The sequence below is a fragment of the Arthrobacter sp. Alg241-R88 genome (assembly GCF_900537115.1).
In the GTDB taxonomy this organism is placed as follows: Bacteria; Actinomycetota; Actinomycetes; order Actinomycetales; family Micrococcaceae; genus Arthrobacter.
In genome coordinates this window covers 739,169-756,727 of record NZ_UNRG01000001.1, presented here as the reverse complement: position 1 = coordinate 756,727, position 17,559 = coordinate 739,169, and the positions used below count along the sequence as shown (strand labels likewise).

Sequence of the window (17,559 nt, the reverse complement as noted above, 5' to 3'; positions counted from 1 at the left end):
TCAATGTCAAACAGCATCAAAGTGCATCAAAAGGAAACCGATGACCCAACCAGCAGAGTCCGGGCGAACCACCGACGCCATCACCGCGGCAGCCATACTGCTGCTGGGTGTCCTTCTTTATGCTGCGGGTTCCGGGATTCTGGACCAATGGCAGCAGTCCTCCGCCCGGCAGCAGGGGCTGCACCCGGAGCACCTGCTTGGCGCAGGCGCGGCGGCCGGCGGGGCCGTCCTGGTTGGCTGGTGGTGCCTTGCCTTTGTCTTCTCGGGAGCCACCGCTCTTCTGGAGCGCAACGGCAGGATCCGGGCGGCGGCAGTGACCCGGAAGCTGTCGCCGGCACTAATGCAGCGGCTCGTTCTTGCTGCGCTTTCGGTTCAGCTGATGTCCGGTCCGGCTGCGCATGCAGGCGTGATGCTGCCCGGACCGGAGTGGACTCCCACGCAGGACCGTGTTGCAGCGGCTGCAAGCGCCGGGCCGCTATCAGTGAAGCAACGTTCGGAGCACCCCGCACCTCCCCCATCAGACATGGACCCGGGCTGGCGGCCGGCTGCCCCGGTGGCCGGCCCTGGGCTGCTGGCTGCTCCTGCAGTACGCGCAGTTGAGGAGGCAAAAACCGAAGCGGGCGCCGTGGCTGTCCTGGCGGGAGACACACTGTGGGACATCGCCGCGCAGGCGATGGGACCGGGGGCCTCGGACGTAGATATCGCCATGCAATGGCCCCGGTGGTACGAGGCCAACCGCGCCATCATCGGGCAGAATCCCGACGTGCTGCTCCCGGGACAAATACTTCAGCCGCCCTCCGCGGCATAGCGCCGGACAGCCTTCAAGCAATCCATAATTCCAGCCACCAGCAAGGGGAAAGCAATGACCGCAGCAATACCTATTCGAGCCGTCGAAGCACCAGGAAGGGCGGGCAGTCCGACAATCCGGCAAATTCCACCACAGGCTCCGGCCAGGATTCTCCCACCCGGCCAGGCCGGGACGTCTCCAGTCTTGCGTCCGGCTGATGAGTTATCAGAGGTGCGTGCGGTCACCCGCGGCACAGTCCAGGCTGCCATGGAAGTGCTTGCGGGTATCCGCCCTGTCCACCAGCTGGCCCGGCGGCTTGATCCCCGCTGCCTCGCAGCCTTGCAGCACCGTGCCTGCCTGATCCGGCGCGAAATCACCCGTACGGGCAACCCCGCCCTGGCGCGGCTGCATCGGAATTCCGTCGTCCGCTCGGTCCGTGTTTGCGAAGTGGCGGAAGGCATTTATGAAGCCAGCGCCGTTGTGGTGGACGATGTCCGCGCGCGGGCTGTGGCCATCCGGCTGGAGCGGGGCAAGCAGGTGTGGCGGGTGACTGAGCTTGTCATCGGCTGACGGGCTTACAGCAGCGAAATCAGGGCGGTTACGAGCTCATGCAGATTGAAGGCCAGACGGGAGCAGGGCCGGGGAACGATGCCCCGGCCCTGCCCGTCATTCGACTATCAGTTTTTTCGCAACGAGCGTGTCAGCGCTTTTTCTTCTTTGCAGATCGCCTGGCCGCATCCTGGGCCGCAGCCTTGGCGGGATTTCCTGAGCGGCCGGAGGACCGGGTTTCCACCCGGGTCTGGGTGCCGCCATCCTCGCGGGGAGCAGTGTACTGCAGCTGGGCAGGCTGGGCTGGCGCTTCCAGTCCGGCGGCCCGCACCTGCGGCTCAACGTGCTCGGTGTGTCCTCCTTCATCGTCAGCCACTACGACGTCCTGGGCAGGAGTGACTTCCACTTCGAGGTTGTAGAGGAAGCCTACGCTTTCCTCCCGGATGGCCTCCATCATGCTTTGGAACAGGGTGAAGCCCTCACGCTGGTACTCAACAAGAGGGTCACGCTGTGCCATTGCGCGCAGGCCGATACCCTCCTTGAGGTAGTCCATCTCGTAAAGGTGTTCCTGCCATTTGCGTCCGATCACTGACAGGACCACGCGGCGTTCCAGCTCGCGCATGCTTTCGGAACCGATGGCCTCTTCCCGCGCCTGGTAGACCAGCCGCGCGTCGGACAGCAACTCCTCTTTCAGGAACTCAACCGTAAGCCGAGACTTGCCGCCGGCTTCCTCGATGATCTCGTCGGCCGTGACGCTGACCGGGTACAGCGTCTTGAGGTTGGTCCAGAGCTGGTTGAAGTCCCAGTCGTCGCCGTTGCCCTCCGCTGTGGCGGCATCGATGAGGGCTGTGATGGTGTCCTCAATAAAGAACTGCACCTTTTCGTGCAGGTCATCGCCTTCAAGGATCCGGCGCCGGTCACCATAGATGGCCTCGCGCTGGCGGTTGAGGACGTCGTCGTACTTCAGGACGTTCTTGCGCTGTTCGGCGTTGCGGCCCTCCACCTGGCCCTGGGCCGAGGCGATGGCACGGGAGACGAGCTTTGATTCCAGCGCGACGTCGTCCGGCACTGAACTATTCATCAGGCGCTCCGCGGCGCCTGAGTTGAAGAGCCGCATGAGGTCGTCGGTCAGCGAAAGGTAGAAACGGGACTCGCCGGGGTCGCCCTGCCGGCCGGAACGGCCACGCAGCTGGTTGTCGATGCGGCGCGATTCGTGCCGTTCGGTACCCAGCACGTACAGGCCGCCCAGGTTCAGAACTTCCTCGTGCTCGTCCTTGACGGACTGCTTGGCAGCTTCAAGCGCGGCCGGCCAGGCGGATTCGTATTCCTCGGAGTTCTCTTCCGGATCAAGACCACGCTTCGCCAGCTCCGCCACGGCAGTGAATTCAGCATTGCCGCCGAGCATGATGTCAGTACCGCGGCCGGCCATGTTGGTTGCCACGGTGACGGCACCCTTCCGGCCTGCCTGCGCCACGATGGCTGCTTCCCGTGCGTGGTTCTTCGCGTTCAGGACTTCGTGGCGGATTCCTTCCTTGGCAAGGAGCCGGGACAGGTATTCGCTCTTTTCCACGCTTGTGGTGCCCACCAGGACCGGCTGGCCCTTTTCGTGCCGTTCGGCAATATCCTTCACGACGGCGTCGAACTTGACGGCCTCGTTCTTGAAGACCAGGTCCGACTGGTCGATCCGCTGCATGTCGCGGTTGGTGGGAATGGCAACCACACCAAGCTTGTACGTGCCCATGAATTCCGCTGCTTCGGTCTCGGCAGTACCGGTCATGCCCGAGAGTTTGCTGTACATACGGAAGTAGTTCTGCAGCGTTACGGTAGCCAGAGTCTGGTTCTCCGCCTTGATCTCCACGCCTTCTTTGGCCTCGATGGCCTGGTGCATCCCCTCGTTGTAGCGGCGGCCGGCAAGGATACGGCCGGTGTGCTCATCGACGATCAGGACCTCGCCGTCGAGGATGACGTAATCCTTGTCCCGCTTGAACAGTTCCTTGGCCTTGATGGCGTTGTTGAGGAACCCGATGAGGGGCGTGTTGGCGGATTCGTAGAGGTTCTGGATGCCGAGGTAGTCCTCAACCTTTTCGATGCCGCTTTCCAGGACACCGACGGTGCGCTTCTTTTCGTCGACTTCGTAGTCCTTTTCCGGCTGGAGCCGCAGGACCACCTTGGCGAATTCGCTGTACCAGCGGTTGGTGTCGCCCTGGGCGGGACCGGAAATGATGAGCGGGGTACGGGCTTCATCGATGAGGATGGAGTCGACTTCATCGACGATGGCGAAGTTGTGCCCGCGCTGGACCAGTTCGGATTTGTCCCAGGCCATGTTGTCGCGGAGGTAGTCAAAGCCGAACTCATTGTTGGTGCCGTAGGTGATGTCCGAGGCGTACTGGTGGCGCCGCACGGCCGGATCCTGGTTGGCAAGGATGCAGCCGCTGGTCAGGCCGAGGAAACGGTAAACGCGGCCCATGAGGTCGGACTGGTACTCGGCCAGGTAGTCATTGACGGTGATGACGTGGACGCCTTTGCCGGTGAGGGCATTGAGGTAGGCAGGAGCAGTTGCCACCAGTGTCTTGCCTTCACCGGTCTTCATTTCCGCGATGTTGCCCAGGTGCAGGGCTGCGCCACCCATCAGCTGAACGTCGAAATGGCGCATGCCCAAGGTCCGTGAGGCCGCTTCCCGGACCGCGGCAAAGGCCTCGGGAAGCAGGTCATCAAGCTTCTCCCCGTCCTGGTGGCGTTCGCGCAGCCGGTCCGTTTCCTCGCGGAGTTCGGCATCCGTGAAGGTCTTGAACGAATCTTCCAGGGCATTGATGGAGTCGGCATAGTTCCGCAGCTGCCGGAGGGTTTTTTTGTCACCGGTGCGGAGAAGTTTTTCGATAAGTGATGCCACGTGAAGATGCTCCCAGTCTTATGCCGCCGATTCTGGCGTTTTTAGTCTACGGGAGAGTCACCGCCCCGGGGCCCGTTTGTTCCCTCAGAGCGGATACGGGCTACAAGCCGGCAACGGCCCTGGCGAGCGCCCCCGCCAAATCGCCGCGGCAACCCACCTCCACATCAGGAAGTCCCAGCCAGTCCGCCATCAACCGGAGCTCGGCGGCGAGTTCGACGGCGGTGTCCTCCGGGGCGCCGGGCTCGGCGAACGCGGACTTGGCCAAGAGTTTCCCGCCTGTGCGGTCAGCTTTGAGGTCCACCCGCGCGACAATCCGGTCCCTGAGGAGGAAGGGAAGCACGTAATACCCATAACGCCTCTTGTGCTCCGGTGTGTAGATCTCGATCCGGTAGTGGAAGCCGAACAGTTCTTCCAGCCGGCGGCGTTCAAAAACCAGGGAGTCGAACGGACTCAGCAGTGCCCGGCCGGCCGCCTTGCGTGGAAGGGTGGCCTCCACGTGCCGGAACACGTCGCGGTTCCAGCCGGCGACAGTCACCCGCTCCAGCCTTCCGGAATCCACCAAATGTTCCACGGACGCCGCCGCGGCCTTGACCGGGGTGCGGAAGTAGTCCGCAAAACACCGCACGGTTCCGATGCCGTGGGCCTGGGCCGCGGCATCGATGAGGCGGTGCAACGCAGGCGTGCAATCGAGTTCCCGCTGCCCTGCTATGGGCACCCCCGGCAGCACCCTGCTGGTCAGGGTGTACTTGCGCTCAAACTGTTCAGTCCTGGAAGCCGCCGAAACCAGGCCCTCCTCAAACAGGTGTTCCAGTACCCGCTTGACGGCACTCCAGTTCCAACCCCAATTGACCGCCTGTTTTTCCTCGACGTGACCGATCCTCGCCGCGATCTCGGCAGCAGTCATCGGGCGTGCGGACGCGAGCGTTTCCAGGATCCTGGCGGCGATGGTGGACCGCGCAGCCGGGTCCATCCCGGCGGCGCCCACCCATGCCCTTTTCTGCCAGAGGCGTAGGTCGGGAAAGTGCTCGGGGCGGATATAGCTGGCTTCATGGGCCCAGTACTCCACCATGCGCCGCGGATGGGTGCCTGACATCCGCTGGAGGATGCTGCGGTCGTAGTTTCCCAGCCGGGAGAAGAAGGGGAGGAAGTGGCTCCGGGCGAGAACATTGACGGAATCTATCTGGACGAGCTGGAGCCGGGCAAAGGTGCGGCCCACCGTCCGTGATGTCACGGGGCCGGTGGGCCGTCCTTTGTCGAGTCCCTGTGCTGCCAGAGCGATCCGCCGGGCCTGGTCCAGGCTCAGCGTCGCTGGCACATCAGTCCTCTCTGTGGATGGTGTTCACCACCCTAGGCGTTTGCTGCTGCATCGTCCGAACGGTACGCAATGATTTTTTCTTCAACCACGGTGTCACCAGGTTCGCATTCGTGGTCCAGGGTGATGACCCCATAGGTCCAGCCCCGGCGCCGGTACACGACGGACGGCGTATTCGTAGCCTTGTCCACGAAAAGGTAGAAGTCATGCCCGACGAGTTCCATGTTGTCCACGGCGTCGTCGAGGGAAAGCGAGGCGGCCGGGAAGACCTTGCGCCGGATCAGGACCGGGGAATCGCCGGCGGGGATGTCGTTGTCGACATCATAGGGAGACTTCTCTGCGGGGGCCGGCGCGGTTTCGTTCCGGTGGCTCGCCTCGACGTAGATCGGTTCGTGGGCGCTGGCGGGCTCCAGGGTGGCAGTTGCTTCGCGGACAGCCTTGGGTGTGTGCCGTCCGTGATGGACCTTCTTGCGGTCCTTGGCCCGGCGGAGCCGCTCAAGCAGCTTGTTGTATGCGAGGTCGAATGCCGCAAACTTGTCAGCGGCGCTTGCTTCGGCACGGATCACCGGTCCCCTGCCCAGAACTGTCACCTCAACGGTCAGCTGGTCGCCGGTCTGCCGGGAACTGGTCTCCTTGGAAACCTTCGCATCAACCCGCTGGACTTTGTCCCCCAGCGACTCGATCTTTGAGATCTTCTCCCCGGCATATTCGCGGAACCGGTCTGAAACTGTCAGATTTCGTCCGCTGATCATAAACTCCATGGTGCCCTCCAAATGACTTCGGTGACACGACGGCAGCACTTCCCTGGGCCGATCTGTTTGACAGTCAAGCCCCTCTCCGAGCCGCCATCGACAGGTACATTCTGTTCTTGGTACCCACCACCGACGTTAGTTCATAGCCATCCTTTATTCATCCTTTCCTGGTTTATTTTTTTCTAAGTCATGCTCCCTTCCGCGGCCTTCAGGGGATGCGGCGCCGGAGCCTGAAGAGTCGGGCGGGCGTGTCGCAGCCAGCACGATTGCGCCGGTCACTACTGCACCGGACACGTGCAGCGCCCGGGCTGCTTCCGCGAGTGTCGCGCCTGTAGTGAGGACGTCGTCGACGATGATACAGCGCTGCCCGGCTACCTGGTTCCGGCCACGTGGGCGGACCTGCATGGAGCCCCGTACGCGCTTTGCGCGGCCGCCACGATCGAGGCCTTTTTGCCCGCCTGGCAGTTGCAGGCTGCCCGATCCGGTCTTTCCCAGCACGTCCTGCACCGCGAGCCCCGGCACTTGGCGTGACACCTCCTGCAGGAGCAGGTGGACGGGGCTGAAGCCGCGTTTTAGGAAGGCCGCGTTACTGCTCGGCACCGGGACAAGGCAGCTCACCTCCGTTCCGGGTGATGCCGAACGGACAGCACCGGCGAGCGCCCGCCCCAGACTGCTCCTGAGCTGATACTGGCCGTGGCGTTTGAAGGACAACAGTGCCTGGGCGAGCTCCTCCCGGTAGACACCGGCAGCCACCACGGGCAGCAGCACCCTCCCGCCAACATCCATCAGGGCAGGCGCTCCGCTTTCGGCACGGAAGGGGTTGCACGTGAGGCGCCGGATACGGCGGTCGCACTGACCGCAGAGGGCCCGGTCCTCAGCTCCGCAGCAGACGCAGTCCACCGGAACAGCAAGCGCAAGGAGGTCGGCCGCAGCCCCCGCTGCCTGGTCCAGCAGGCGCAGGAGTGCACTCTGATATTGGGAGCGGTGGCTGGCGGACCGTTGGGGTGCGGGTACAAGGTCCGGGTCCAGCCGAACCCTCCTCCCCGCCCCGGCCTCAGTAGTGCGTTTGTTGCTCACCGCATAAGGATGCGTCCGCACGTACTCCGAGGACAGGACGCTCCCCGCCTATGTGGACAACGCCCGCCGGAGGCAACAGCAGCCCGGGGCAACGGCATCAGCCGGGGAACGACGGCTCGATGGGTCCCTTGATCTGGGGGGACCAGCCATTTCCGAGCCGCTGGAAGACGCCTTCGGCGGACTGCGCGTAGATTTCCTCAGCCCCGTTTCCGGCGCTGAGTGCCACCAGGCCGGGCCACGGGGCCAGTTGTTGCGGCTGCCCCGACGTGAGGGAGAGCAGCTCAGGCGTGACGTTCGACGCGGCGGCACCCTTCATCACGGCAACGGTGGTGTCATTGACCCAGACGCCCTGGTCCGGTTCGCTGTTGGTGGCCAGGGAAACCGGCGGCGTCAGCTCCCGCGGTGTTCCGTCCGCGCCGCGGATAATGCCGGTTACCTGCACTCGGGTCTTCCCGTTTTGTTCGGAGATCACCAGCGCACGGACTCCTTCCCGCGAGATCCGGAAGTCCTTGACGGTTCGACCCGCCAGCCAGGCGGGCGCCAGGGTTACCGACGGTACGTTGGCTCCCTCGGCCACGCCGGTGGGGCGGTACGCAACAACTTCGGTTCCCCCCGAAGCTCCCGGCCCTGCCGACCACACCCATTCATTCAGGCCAAAGGACGGCCGGGTCAGTGTGCTCCGTGTAGTCAGTGCCCTCGCCGGCTGGCCGGGATTGATGCTGTAGAGGGTGGTGCGGCTGTCATTAAGGAAGGCCGCGGTCTGCGACACCGGGGACTCTGCGGGAAACCGCGGGTTGAGGGAAGATACCGGCTGCATATCCGGCAGCGGTGACACCCTGTTGTTTTCGTAGCGCACCAGATCATTGCCGCTGACGGCAATCTGGCGTGAGGGCACGCTTTTGTCCAGCACCGGCGGGAGGACCGAGCCGTTGTCCTCGACGCGAACCAGGTCCTGGTTCGCGCGCAGCTCGACGTTGACCACATCCGGCTGGCTGCGGAAGGTCAGGGTCAGCTGCATCTGCATCCGCAGTCGATCTTCGGGCGAGGTTTCAGTGAGTTCCTTGGCTGTCAGGTCCACCTGAGCCGCGCCTGAGACAACCGGCACCGATTCCCGGGCCAGCTTGATGCCCGAGGGGAAGGCACTCGCCACGGCACCGCGCAGGTACGGGGCAGGCCCGGCCAGCAGCGCACTGGTCATCGCCTTGACGGTCTTGTTCTTGATGAACCAGCGCACATCAGGCACTGCGTACGTGAAGCTGGGGTCATAGAAGTAGATGGGGTATGCGCCGTAGATGACCTTGAAGGTTTCTTCGGCGATGGCTGTGCCATCCGGAAGGGCGGAAATCCGCCATTCCCCATCCACTTGGGTAACCGTCACCGGGATTTTCTCAACGGTTCCCTCTGGTGACTGGGTGGCTATGCCATCGGCGTCGACTGTGTAGGCGACGTCGAGCTCATAGTTGTAAACATTCTCAGCCTCGCCCGGCACAACCCGTGCTTCACGGTAAACAAGGGCACGCTGGTCCGGCTTCCAGGAGACAGATGAGGCCTGGGTCAGATACTGGCGTGCCACCGCGTAGTCGTCCTCATAGCCGCTGCCCGCCCGGTAGAAGTAGTCGATGATCGTTTCGGGCGTAGCGCCGTCCTGCGGCGCCGCCGGCAGGAACACGGGTGCGCTGAGGTTGCCGGCGCTTCCCTCACTGCTTTTGCCCACCGGTCCGGACGTGGGAATGCGGGCGCAGCCAGCCAGCAGGACGGCCAGCAGGACCAGCAGTAGAGCCACGGGTTTTGCCCGGCCTGGGGTGTAGCCCGTCATGTGGTCTCCTTCGACGTGGACGCCGGAACAAACGGCGCTCCGCCGGCTTCCAGCACGAGCATGTTTTTGTTGTCCGCCTCATCAGGGAGCGTGATGTCACTGGGTTCCAGCTGAACCGGCGACTTGTCGATCTCCTCACCTTGACGCAGAGGCAGTGTCAGCCGGAAGTTTGCCCCGTGGCCCTTCTTCCCCCACGCCTGGAGCCAGCCGTTGTGGAGTTTGGTGTCCTCCATCGCTATGGACAGGCCAAGGCCGCTGCCCCCGGTGGTGCGGGCACGGGCAGGGTCTGCCCGCCAGAACCTGTCAAAGACGCGGGCGGCTTCCGCCGGTGCCATGCCAATGCCGTGGTCACGGACTGCTATCCCGACGGCGGTCCCGCTGGCTGCCACGGTGACCCTTACCGGCTTTCCTTCGCCGTGTTCCACGGCGTTGAGGATGAGGTTCCGAAGGATCCTGTCGATCCTGCGGGCATCCATTTCCGCAATGATGGCGCCGCCGGGGGCGCTGAGGATGATTTCGGAGCCGTACTCGGCTGCTACCGGCGCCGCCCCTTCAATGACGTGGGCCACCACCTGCAGGATGTCCTCCGGCTCAGCGTCCAGCACGGCCACGCCGGCGTCGAAGCGAGAGATCTCCAGCAGGTCCGACAGGAGGGACTGGAAACGCTCCACCTGGTTGTACAGGAGCTCGGCAGAGCGCTTGTTGATGGGATCGAATTCTTCCCGCGCGTCGTACAGCACTTCCGCTGCCATCCGGACGGTGGTCAACGGTGTCCGCAGTTCGTGGGAGACGTCGGACACGAAGCGCTGCTGCATCTGGGACAGCGTGGCCAGTTGCGTGATCTGCTCCTGGAGGCTTGCTGCCATGTGGTTGAAGGAGGCGCCAAGGCGGGCAACCTCGTCCTCGCCCCGGACCACCATCCGCTCCTGCAACTGGCCGGCCGCCAGCTTTTCGGACACCATCGCCGCGTGGCTGACCGGGCTGACGACGTTGCGGGTGACGTACCAGGCAATGGCACCGATCATCAGGACCAGCACGGCGCCGCCCGCCCACAGCACGCTTTGGATCTCGTCGAGGGTCTGCTGCGCGGTGTTCAGATCGTAAATAAGGTACAGCTCATAAACGGTGCCATTGAAGGTCACCTTGTTGCCCACGGCAATGCCGGGACGGTCCTCAGTGCCAACCGGGATCACGGTGGACGCCCAGTACTGGTCCTTGCCCGACTCCTGCACGGCCTTACGCAGCTCAGGCGGGATAACGCTGACTGTCAGCTGGTCCGAAGCCCGTGACTCCACCCACCGGTTGCGGGGTTTGGTCTGTTCCGGCACGGCCTCGAAGACATACCTCCGCTGGATCACCGAGCCCCGGCCCTCCACCGCGTTGAGGGTGTCGTACACCAGGGTGATCACGCTGGACTGGTCGGTGACCTGGGCGCCGTCGAAGGTGTCCTGGACCTGCTTGACGTTGTAGCGGGTCTCCGACTCGGCCTGGGTCAGCCGCTCCTGGAACAGGTTGTTGGCGATCTGGTTGGACAGGTACGCGCCAACCACCGCAAACGAGGTGACCGCGAGCATCAGGGTGGTGAGGACGGTACGGAACTGCAGGGACCGGCGCCACCGCCGGTGCAGGGCACGCCCTATATACCGGAGCGCCGGCAGGAACCGCCGGAACCCGGTTCGAACCAGCCGGGCAACGCGCAGGGTGACGATCAGGGTGCGCCGCCGCCAGATCCGGGCGCGGAAGGACAGCCTCTGGAAGCCGGCTGTTACGGCATCGGTATGCTCCGGGGCCTTGCGGGGCTCAGGCCGGTCAGGCCCGACGTGGGATTCGGGAGAATCTCCCGCGGCGGGCGCGTTGGCAGGTCCCCCCTTGGGAACTGCGGGGTCAGGCCCCTGCTTTGTAGCCGACACCACGCACCGTTAATACAACTTCCGGGGCTTCCGGGTCCTGCTCGATTTTTGACCGGAGGCGCTGGACATGGACATTGACCAGCCGCGTGTCGGCGGCGTGGCGGTACCCCCAGACCTGCTCGAGCAGCAGTTCGCGGGTAAACACCTGCCACGGCTTGCGGGCAAGGGCAACCAGGAGATCGAACTCCAGCGGCGTGAGGGAGATCCGCTCATTGCCCCTGCTCACGGTGTGCCCCGCGACGTCGATGGTGATGTCCGCAATCTTCAGGGTTTCCGGCGCCTTCTGGTCACCGGGCCGAAGCCGGGCGCGGACACGGGCCACGAGCTCGGCCGGCTTGAACGGCTTGGGCACGTAGTCATCGGCGCCGGACTCCAGGCCGCGGACGACGTCGGAGGTGTCGGCCTTGGCAGTGAGCATCACGATGGGCACGTCAGACTCGGCACGGATCTGCCGACAGACCTCAATGCCGTCCACGCCGGGAAGCATAAGGTCCAACAGGACAAGGTCCGGCCGGGATGAACGGAATACGTCAAGCGCCTTGGCGCCGTCGGCGCAGAAGACCGGCTCGAAGCCGTCATTGCGAAGAACAATTCCGATCATTTCGGCCAGCGCTTCGTCATCGTCTACCACCAGAATGCGTGCCTTCATAGTTATATATTCCCTTATCAGGCAGGCTTTGTCCTGTTCAGGGCGCTGCGGCATGGCGGAACGCTAGGTGGCCCGCCTGCGGAACTATAGGCTGGGACGAAGCCGGACGTTCCCGGTGCCCACCGTTTGCTGCGGCCCGGGCACCGACAGCCGGTGCACAGCTACGGGGGAAGGAACAAGGGTGTCACAAGAGGATCCGGGCGCGCAACAGCCCCAGGGCTGGGACCGGTCCGCCAAAGGCGGTGGCGCCAGCAACCAAGGCCCTGGCGCTAACGACGGCGGCGCCCAAGGCCCCGGCGCTGACGGCGGCCCGGGCGCCGGCAGCCGAGGCAGCGACGACGGCGTAGCGGGCTTCGGCGCAAATGTGCAGCCCGCGCCTCCCACTTATGGCCAGGCGGGCTGGGGTGCGGCGCCCGCGTGGGGCAAACAGCCTGAATCAGGCGGCCAGCCCGAGTGGAACATACAGCCCGAGTGGAACAAACAGCCTGAATGGGGCGGCCAGCCTGTTTGGGGACCCGGGCCGGGGCAGCAGCAGTGGGGCGCACCGCAATCCCCGTACCAGTACCCGGGTTACGGCCAGCAACCCTACGGCCAGCCCCGTTACGTGGCCCCGCCCAAACCCGGCATTGTTCCGCTGCGCCCCCTGATGTTCGGTGAGATCCTGGACGGCTCCTTCCAGACGATCCGGCGCAACGCAAAAGCCATGCTGGGCGCCGCCGTCCTCGCGCAATCGCTCGCAGCCATCCTCGCCGCCGTGATCACGGCCGTGACGGCCACCTCCCTGGTCTCCTTTGAAACCTGGGCGGAGAGCGCCAGTCCTGCCGACCTTGCCTCCCTCGGCCTGGGCTTTCTGGCCACCATCCTGCTGGTAGGTGTCCTGACGCTTTTTATCTCGGCCGTGCTCCAGGGCGCAATGGTGGTGCCCGTAGCGAGGTCCATCCTCAACCGCCCTACCGGCTTCCGGCAGATGTGGGGCCTGGCACGTTCGCGGACCTGGACGCTGATCCGCCTGGCCGCGCTGATGATGGTGGCGGGCCTGCTCGGGTTTCTGGTCACTGCAGCGGTCGCCGTGGGGCTGGTCGCCGGCCTGGAAGGCACGGGAGCCCTGCTGCTCATTCCCCTGGTGCCGGCTTTTATTGCCGTGTTTGTGTGGATCTATATCAAGCTGATGGTGGCCCCTGCCACCGTCGTCATTGAAGAACTTAGCGCCCTTGATGGCCTGCGCCGCTCCTGGGCACTCACCCGCGCCAACTGGTGGCGCATCTTCGGGATCACCTTGGTGGTGAGCATCATGGTGGGCATCATCGGGCAGGTGGTGGCGATCCCGGTGAGCCTGCTGCCCACCTTCCTTGGCGGTTTCATCTCGCCGCACGGCGGCACTGAGCAGGAGGTCACCATCGCCGTTGCAGTCGGCGCGGCCACTGCCGTCCTGGGTGCACTGATCGGCGCAGTGGGCTATGCCTTCCAAACGTCGGTGATGGCGTTGCTCTACATGGATCTTCGGATGCGGAAGGACGGGCTGGACATCGCGCTGCTCCGCCTGCTGGAAACCGGCGCCGATCCGGAAGGAATCCCCGGACGCGGGATGACTGCATCGGGGCCGGGCCCTCGTCCCGGGACAAGCCCCGGCGGAGCCTGGCCGAATGTCCGCTGAACCTCCTGTGCTCCCGGGGGCTGAGGAAGCCCGGCGGTGGGCAACTGAGGAACTCGCTAAATCCGAATACCGGGACGCCGAACCGGGTTGGCTGGACTCGCTGTGGCGAAGTTTCCTGGACTGGCTGCTGTCCCTGGACGGGCCTGCCGGCGAAGCGGGCCCGGTGCCGAGCCCGGTCATCGGAATCGTCATCGCGGTAGTCATCGCCGTCGCCGTGATCCTGGCCCGGCCCCGCCTGAACCCGAAGACCCGGCAACGCAAGGAAGTCTTCGAGCCGGACACTGAACTGACAGCTTCCGACTACCGGCTGCGCGCGGAAGCCTCGGCCGCAGCAGGCAAGTGGGGGGACGCCGTCGTCGACCGGTTCCGCGCGCTGGTCCGTTCCGCGGAAGACCGTACGGTCGTTGATCCGCAGCCGGGCCGGACCGCTGACGAAGTGGTCCTCGTCCTGTCCGTTCCGTTCCCGGTTGAAGCGGCACGCCTCCACCAGGCCGCCAGGACTTTCGACGCAGTGCGCTACGGAAACTGGACGGCGGGCAGCTCTGACTACCGGGCGATTGCCGGCCTGGACCAACATCTCGAGTCGATGAAGCCTGCCAAGAACGTGGACCAGCAAAATGACGCCCAGCAGCAGGATCGGGCGGCGCTGCCATGACCGGAGTGGTTTCCGACGCTGCGGACACGGAGCGCCACAGCGCCGAAACCGGGGTTGCCGGCAGGAATCCGCTTCGGTGGCTCCGCCGGCACCGCGCCCTTGCTGCCGTGGCAGCAGTCGTGGCCGTGGCCTTGGGGCTGGTCATCTGGGGACAGCTCGCCCCCAAGGGCGACGGCGTTGCCTTATCCGTCCATAACCCGGGACCAGAGGGGGCACGGGCTGTCACCCAAATATTGGGCCGCCACGGGGTTGACGTCCGGGACGCCGCCACGTTCGAAGACGCGATGGCCGCCCTTGCCGCCGGCGACTCCCCCACGCTCCTGCTGTACGACCGGGACGGGTTCCTGGATGACTCCCGGCTGCGTGAACTGTCCGGCGCCGCGAAGACCGTGGTGGTTGTATCGCCCCGGCTGCAGACGCTCGCCGCGCTGGACAGCGGGATCAGCCAGGCCGGTGTGGTGCCGGAGGCATCAACAGTCCTCGAGCCCGGCTGCGCGCTCCCGGATGCGGAAGCCGCCGGTGCCGTCTCCGGCGAGGCCGGCTTCGTGTACGACGGCGGGACGTCCTGCTACCGGCCCACGGGCTCCGCCGCCGGTCTGCTGACCGTAAGCGGCGACGGGCACCTCTCGGTCCTGGGCAGCACGGCCATCCTCAGCAACGAACGGCTCGACGAACTGGGCAACGCCGCCCTCGCGATCCGGACCCTTGGCCGTTCAGCGGACCTGGTCTGGTACCTGCCGTCCGTGGCTGACCTGGAGGCGTCCGGTTCGCCGCAGACGCTCGATGAGCTGGCACCGGACTGGGCCCGTTTCCTTGGCCTCTGGCTCGCCCTGGTGGCCCTGGCGGCCATCCTTTGGCGGGGCCGGCGCCACGGGCCGCTGGTTTTCGAGCCGCTGCCCGTGGTGGTCAAGGCTGTGGAGACGGCAGAGGGAAGGGCCCGGCTCTACCATGACTCGCATGCGATCGGCCAGGCACGGGACAACCTGCGGGCCGGGACGCTGGTGCGGCTGGCCCGGAAGCTTCGGCTGGGGCCGGGTGCCACCGCGGACGACACTGCGGAAGCCACGGCGCGGTTCCTGGACCGGCCCTCCCAGGAGATCAAACAACTGCTCAACGAACGTCCCCGCAGCGAGGCACGGCTTATGGCCTGGTCGCAGGAACTGGACACCCTAGAGAAAGAGGTCAGTAGCCGATGAGCGAACAAGGCAGCGGCCCCCGGGTCCTTGACAATACCCATGATGCCGCCCGTCAGGCGCTGCTGGACGTGCGCCATGAGGTGGCGAAGGCCGTGGTGGGGCAGGACGCCACCGTCACGGGGCTGCTGATTGCCCTGCTGTCACAGGGGCATGTGCTGCTGGAAGGTGTGCCGGGCGTGGCCAAGACCCTGTTGGTGCGGGCGTTGTCCGCGGCCCTGAGCCTTGACACCAAACGGGTGCAGTTCACCCCGGACCTGATGCCGGGTGACGTCACCGGTTCCCTGGTGTACGACTCCCACAGCTCCGAGTTCTCGTTCCGGGAGGGGCCCGTGTTCACTAACCTCCTGCTCGCCGACGAAATCAACCGGACCCCGCCCAAGACCCAGGCGTCGCTGCTCGAGGCCATGGAGGAGCGGCAGGTCTCGGTGGACGGCGTATCGCGGCCGCTGCCCTCACCATTCCTTGTTGCCGCCACCCAAAACCCGGTGGAGTACGAGGGCACTTATCCACTCCCCGAGGCACAGCTGGACCGCTTCCTGCTGAAGCTCACCATGCCCTTGCCCGAGCGCCGGGACGAGATGGAAGTGATCCGCCGCCACGCCGCCGGTTTCGATCCGCGTGACCTTGCAGCCGCTGGCGTCCGGCCGGTGGCAGGTGCGGCGGACCTTGAGCGGGCCCGGGAGGCGGTGGCCACCGTTGCCGTCGAGCCCGAGATTATTGGCTACATCGTGGACCTGGCCCGGGCCACGCGGTCGGCACCATCCTTCCAGTTGGGCGTCTCGCCCCGCGGCGCCACGGCATTGCTGAACACATCGCGGTCCTGGGCCTGGCTGTCGGGACGGGGTTTCGTCACACCCGATGACGTCAAGGCGCTGGCCCTGCCCTGCCTGCGGCACCGGGTGACTCTCCAGCCTGAAGCGCAGATGGACGGGGTGCGGGTGGACGATGTCCTCGCCAGCATCCTCGCTTCCGTACCTGTTCCGCGCTAATGGCCATTTCCGGGCGTTTTGTGGTGCTGGTGCTGCTGGGCCTGGTGCCGGTCCTGCTGGTGCCCGGATGGGGCACGGTCTTCCTCGTGGCCGGCTGCCTGCTGGCCCTGGCAGCCGTGGACCTTGTCCTGGCCGGCTCGCTGCGCCGCGTCCGGGTGGTGCGCCGGGAGCCCGGCAACGTGACGCTGCATGGAACCGCGAACTCTGTGCTTACCGTCCGGAACGATGGACGGCGCCGGTTGCGCGGGACCGTCCGTGATGCGTGGCAGCCCTCCGCCGGCGCACAAAATCCTGTCCAGGACATCAACGTGCCGGCTGGCGAAGGCCGGCGGACCAGTGTGCGGCTGCAGCCTGCCAGGCGCGGAGACCTCAAGGCCCCCCACGTCACCGTCCGCTCCTACGGTCCGTTGCTGCTGGCAGCCCGTCAGCGGACCGTCGACTGCCCCGGGGTACTGCGGGTCCTGCCTCCTTTTCATTCCCGGCGGCACCTGCCGTCCAAACTGCGTAAGCTCCGCGAGCTCGACGGCAAGGCCGCCGTCCAGATCAGGGGTGCCGGCACCGAGTTTGATTCGCTGCGTGACTACGTCCGCGGCGACGACGTCCGGTCCATTGACTGGCGGGCTACGGCCCGCCGGTCTGCCGTAGTGGTGCGCACCTGGCGGCCGGAGCGCGACCGGCGCGTCGTGATGGTTCTGGACACGTCCAGGACCTCGGCAGCAAGGATCGACGACGAGCCCCGCCTGGATACCGGAATGGAAGCGGCCCTCCTGCTGGGAGTCCTTGCGGAAAGGGGCGGAGACCGGGTGGACTTCCTGGCCTTTGACCGCCGGACGCGGGCCAGGGCGGGATCGGCCGGGCAGGGTAATCTCCTGGGCCAGCTGGTCCAGGCGATGGCCCCACTGGAAGCCGAACTCATCGAACTGGACTGGTCGGCGATCCCGGGGCAGGTCCGCGCCGTGTCCGCCCACCGGTCCCTGGTGGTGCTGCTGACCTCCCTGGAGGGCGGCGCGCCCGAGGAGGGCCTCATCCCCACTGCGGTCCAACTGGCCCGCCAGCACGTGGTGGTGGTGGCGGCCGTCCGGGACCCCCAGCTCGGGATGATGCTGCGGGAACGTGACAGCGCCGCCGGTGTCTTCCGCGCCGCCGCCGCCGAACGCGCGCTTTTGCAGCGCGCAGCGGTCACCGCCGAACTCCGGCACCATGGCGTGGAAGTTGTGGACGCCGAGCCGCAGGAGCTCCCGCCACAGCTGGCGGATATGTACATCAGGCTCAAGGCTGCAGGTAGATTGTGAAGTCCCTATCGCTGTCCGTGCCCGAGGAGGT

General features: G+C 65.6%; 14 protein-coding genes. 7 read left to right on the top strand and 7 right to left on the bottom strand.

The window, feature by feature from the left end:
• The first annotated feature begins 40 nt into the window (after positions 1–40).
• Positions 41–808, top strand: a complete 768-nt coding sequence (locus tag G6R19_RS03490) for a hypothetical protein (RefSeq protein ID WP_163162311.1) — start codon at positions 41–43, stop codon at positions 806–808.
• Positions 809–1,018: 210 nt separating this feature from the next.
• Positions 1,019–1,357, top strand: a complete 339-nt coding sequence (locus G6R19_RS03485; protein WP_240341743.1) for an Rv3235 family protein — start codon at positions 1,019–1,021, stop codon at positions 1,355–1,357.
• Positions 1,358–1,487: 130 nt separating this feature from the next.
• On the opposite strand, the gene secA is transcribed toward G6R19_RS03485, so the two are convergent.
• The 7 genes from secA to mtrA form a co-directional block, all read right to left on the bottom strand.
• The gene (secA, locus tag G6R19_RS03480; protein ID WP_163162307.1) at positions 1,488–4,226 is read right to left on the bottom strand and encodes a preprotein translocase subunit SecA; all 2,739 of its coding nucleotides are present in this window, start codon (positions 4,224–4,226) and stop codon (positions 1,488–1,490) included.
• Positions 4,227–4,326: 100 nt separating this feature from the next.
• Positions 4,327–5,541, bottom strand: a complete 1,215-nt coding sequence (locus G6R19_RS03475; RefSeq protein ID WP_163162305.1) for a crosslink repair DNA glycosylase YcaQ family protein — start codon at positions 5,539–5,541, stop codon at positions 4,327–4,329.
• Between the two features lie 32 nt (positions 5,542–5,573).
• Positions 5,574–6,299: a ribosome-associated translation inhibitor RaiA gene (gene raiA / locus G6R19_RS03470; protein WP_163162303.1), complete on the bottom strand. Its 726-nt coding sequence runs from the start codon at positions 6,297–6,299 to the stop codon at positions 5,574–5,576.
• Between the two features lie 144 nt (positions 6,300–6,443).
• Positions 6,444–7,367, bottom strand: a complete 924-nt coding sequence (locus G6R19_RS03465) for a phosphoribosyltransferase family protein (RefSeq protein WP_163162301.1) — start codon at positions 7,365–7,367, stop codon at positions 6,444–6,446.
• A 97-nt stretch (positions 7,368–7,464) separates the two neighbouring features.
• Positions 7,465–9,183, bottom strand: coding sequence for an LpqB family beta-propeller domain-containing protein (locus tag G6R19_RS03460; RefSeq protein WP_163162299.1), 1,719 nt, complete (start codon positions 9,181–9,183; stop codon positions 7,465–7,467).
• Positions 9,180–10,931, bottom strand: coding sequence for an MtrAB system histidine kinase MtrB (gene mtrB, locus G6R19_RS03455; protein ID WP_163162898.1), 1,752 nt, complete (start codon positions 10,929–10,931; stop codon positions 9,180–9,182). Before mtrB ends, G6R19_RS03460 begins: the two co-directional genes overlap by 4 nt.
• 136 nt (positions 10,932–11,067) lie before the next feature.
• Complete coding sequence (gene mtrA / locus G6R19_RS03450; protein WP_163162297.1) at positions 11,068–11,742, bottom strand: MtrAB system response regulator MtrA; 675 nt, start codon at positions 11,740–11,742, stop codon at positions 11,068–11,070.
• Between the two features lie 181 nt (positions 11,743–11,923).
• Between mtrA and G6R19_RS03445 the strand changes: the two genes are divergently transcribed.
• From G6R19_RS03445 to G6R19_RS03425, 5 genes are read left to right on the top strand one after another with little or no spacing between them, the layout of a single operon-like run.
• Positions 11,924–13,396: a hypothetical protein gene (locus G6R19_RS03445; RefSeq protein WP_240341742.1), complete on the top strand. Its 1,473-nt coding sequence runs from the start codon at positions 11,924–11,926 to the stop codon at positions 13,394–13,396.
• Entirely contained in the window at positions 13,386–14,051 is a 666-nt protein-coding gene (locus G6R19_RS03440) for a DUF4129 domain-containing protein (RefSeq protein ID WP_163162295.1), read from the top strand. The genes G6R19_RS03445 and G6R19_RS03440 overlap by 11 nt, the downstream gene beginning before the upstream one ends.
• Positions 14,048–15,247, top strand: a complete 1,200-nt coding sequence (locus G6R19_RS03435; RefSeq protein ID WP_163162293.1) for a DUF4350 domain-containing protein — start codon at positions 14,048–14,050, stop codon at positions 15,245–15,247. The genes G6R19_RS03440 and G6R19_RS03435 overlap by 4 nt, the downstream gene beginning before the upstream one ends.
• A complete protein-coding gene (locus G6R19_RS03430) occupies positions 15,244–16,236 on the top strand; it encodes a MoxR family ATPase (RefSeq protein WP_163162291.1) in 993 nt (330 codons plus the stop codon). Before G6R19_RS03435 ends, G6R19_RS03430 begins: the two co-directional genes overlap by 4 nt.
• A complete protein-coding gene (locus tag G6R19_RS03425; protein ID WP_163162289.1) occupies positions 16,236–17,528 on the top strand; it encodes a DUF58 domain-containing protein in 1,293 nt (430 codons plus the stop codon). The genes G6R19_RS03430 and G6R19_RS03425 overlap by 1 nt, the downstream gene beginning before the upstream one ends.
• Positions 17,529–17,559: the final 31 nt, after the last annotated feature.

What these genes read in the sequence shown, in the direction of transcription:
- G6R19_RS03490 (WP_163162311.1), top strand. Translation starts at nt 41, where the DNA reads ATGACCCAACCAGCAGAGTCCGGGCGAACCACCGACGCCATCACCGCG.
- raiA (WP_163162303.1), bottom strand. Translation starts at nt 6,299, where the DNA reads ATGGAGTTTATGATCAGCGGACGAAATCTGACAGTTTCAGACCGGTTC.
- G6R19_RS03460 (WP_163162299.1), bottom strand. Translation starts at nt 9,183, where the DNA reads ATGACGGGCTACACCCCAGGCCGGGCAAAACCCGTGGCTCTACTGCTG.
- mtrA (WP_163162297.1), bottom strand. Translation starts at nt 11,742, where the DNA reads ATGAAGGCACGCATTCTGGTGGTAGACGATGACGAAGCGCTGGCCGAA.
- G6R19_RS03440 (WP_163162295.1), top strand. Translation starts at nt 13,386, where the DNA reads ATGTCCGCTGAACCTCCTGTGCTCCCGGGGGCTGAGGAAGCCCGGCGG.
- G6R19_RS03435 (WP_163162293.1), top strand. Translation starts at nt 14,048, where the DNA reads ATGACCGGAGTGGTTTCCGACGCTGCGGACACGGAGCGCCACAGCGCC.
- G6R19_RS03430 (WP_163162291.1), top strand. Translation starts at nt 15,244, where the DNA reads ATGAGCGAACAAGGCAGCGGCCCCCGGGTCCTTGACAATACCCATGAT.
- G6R19_RS03425 (WP_163162289.1), top strand. Translation starts at nt 16,236, where the DNA reads ATGGCCATTTCCGGGCGTTTTGTGGTGCTGGTGCTGCTGGGCCTGGTG.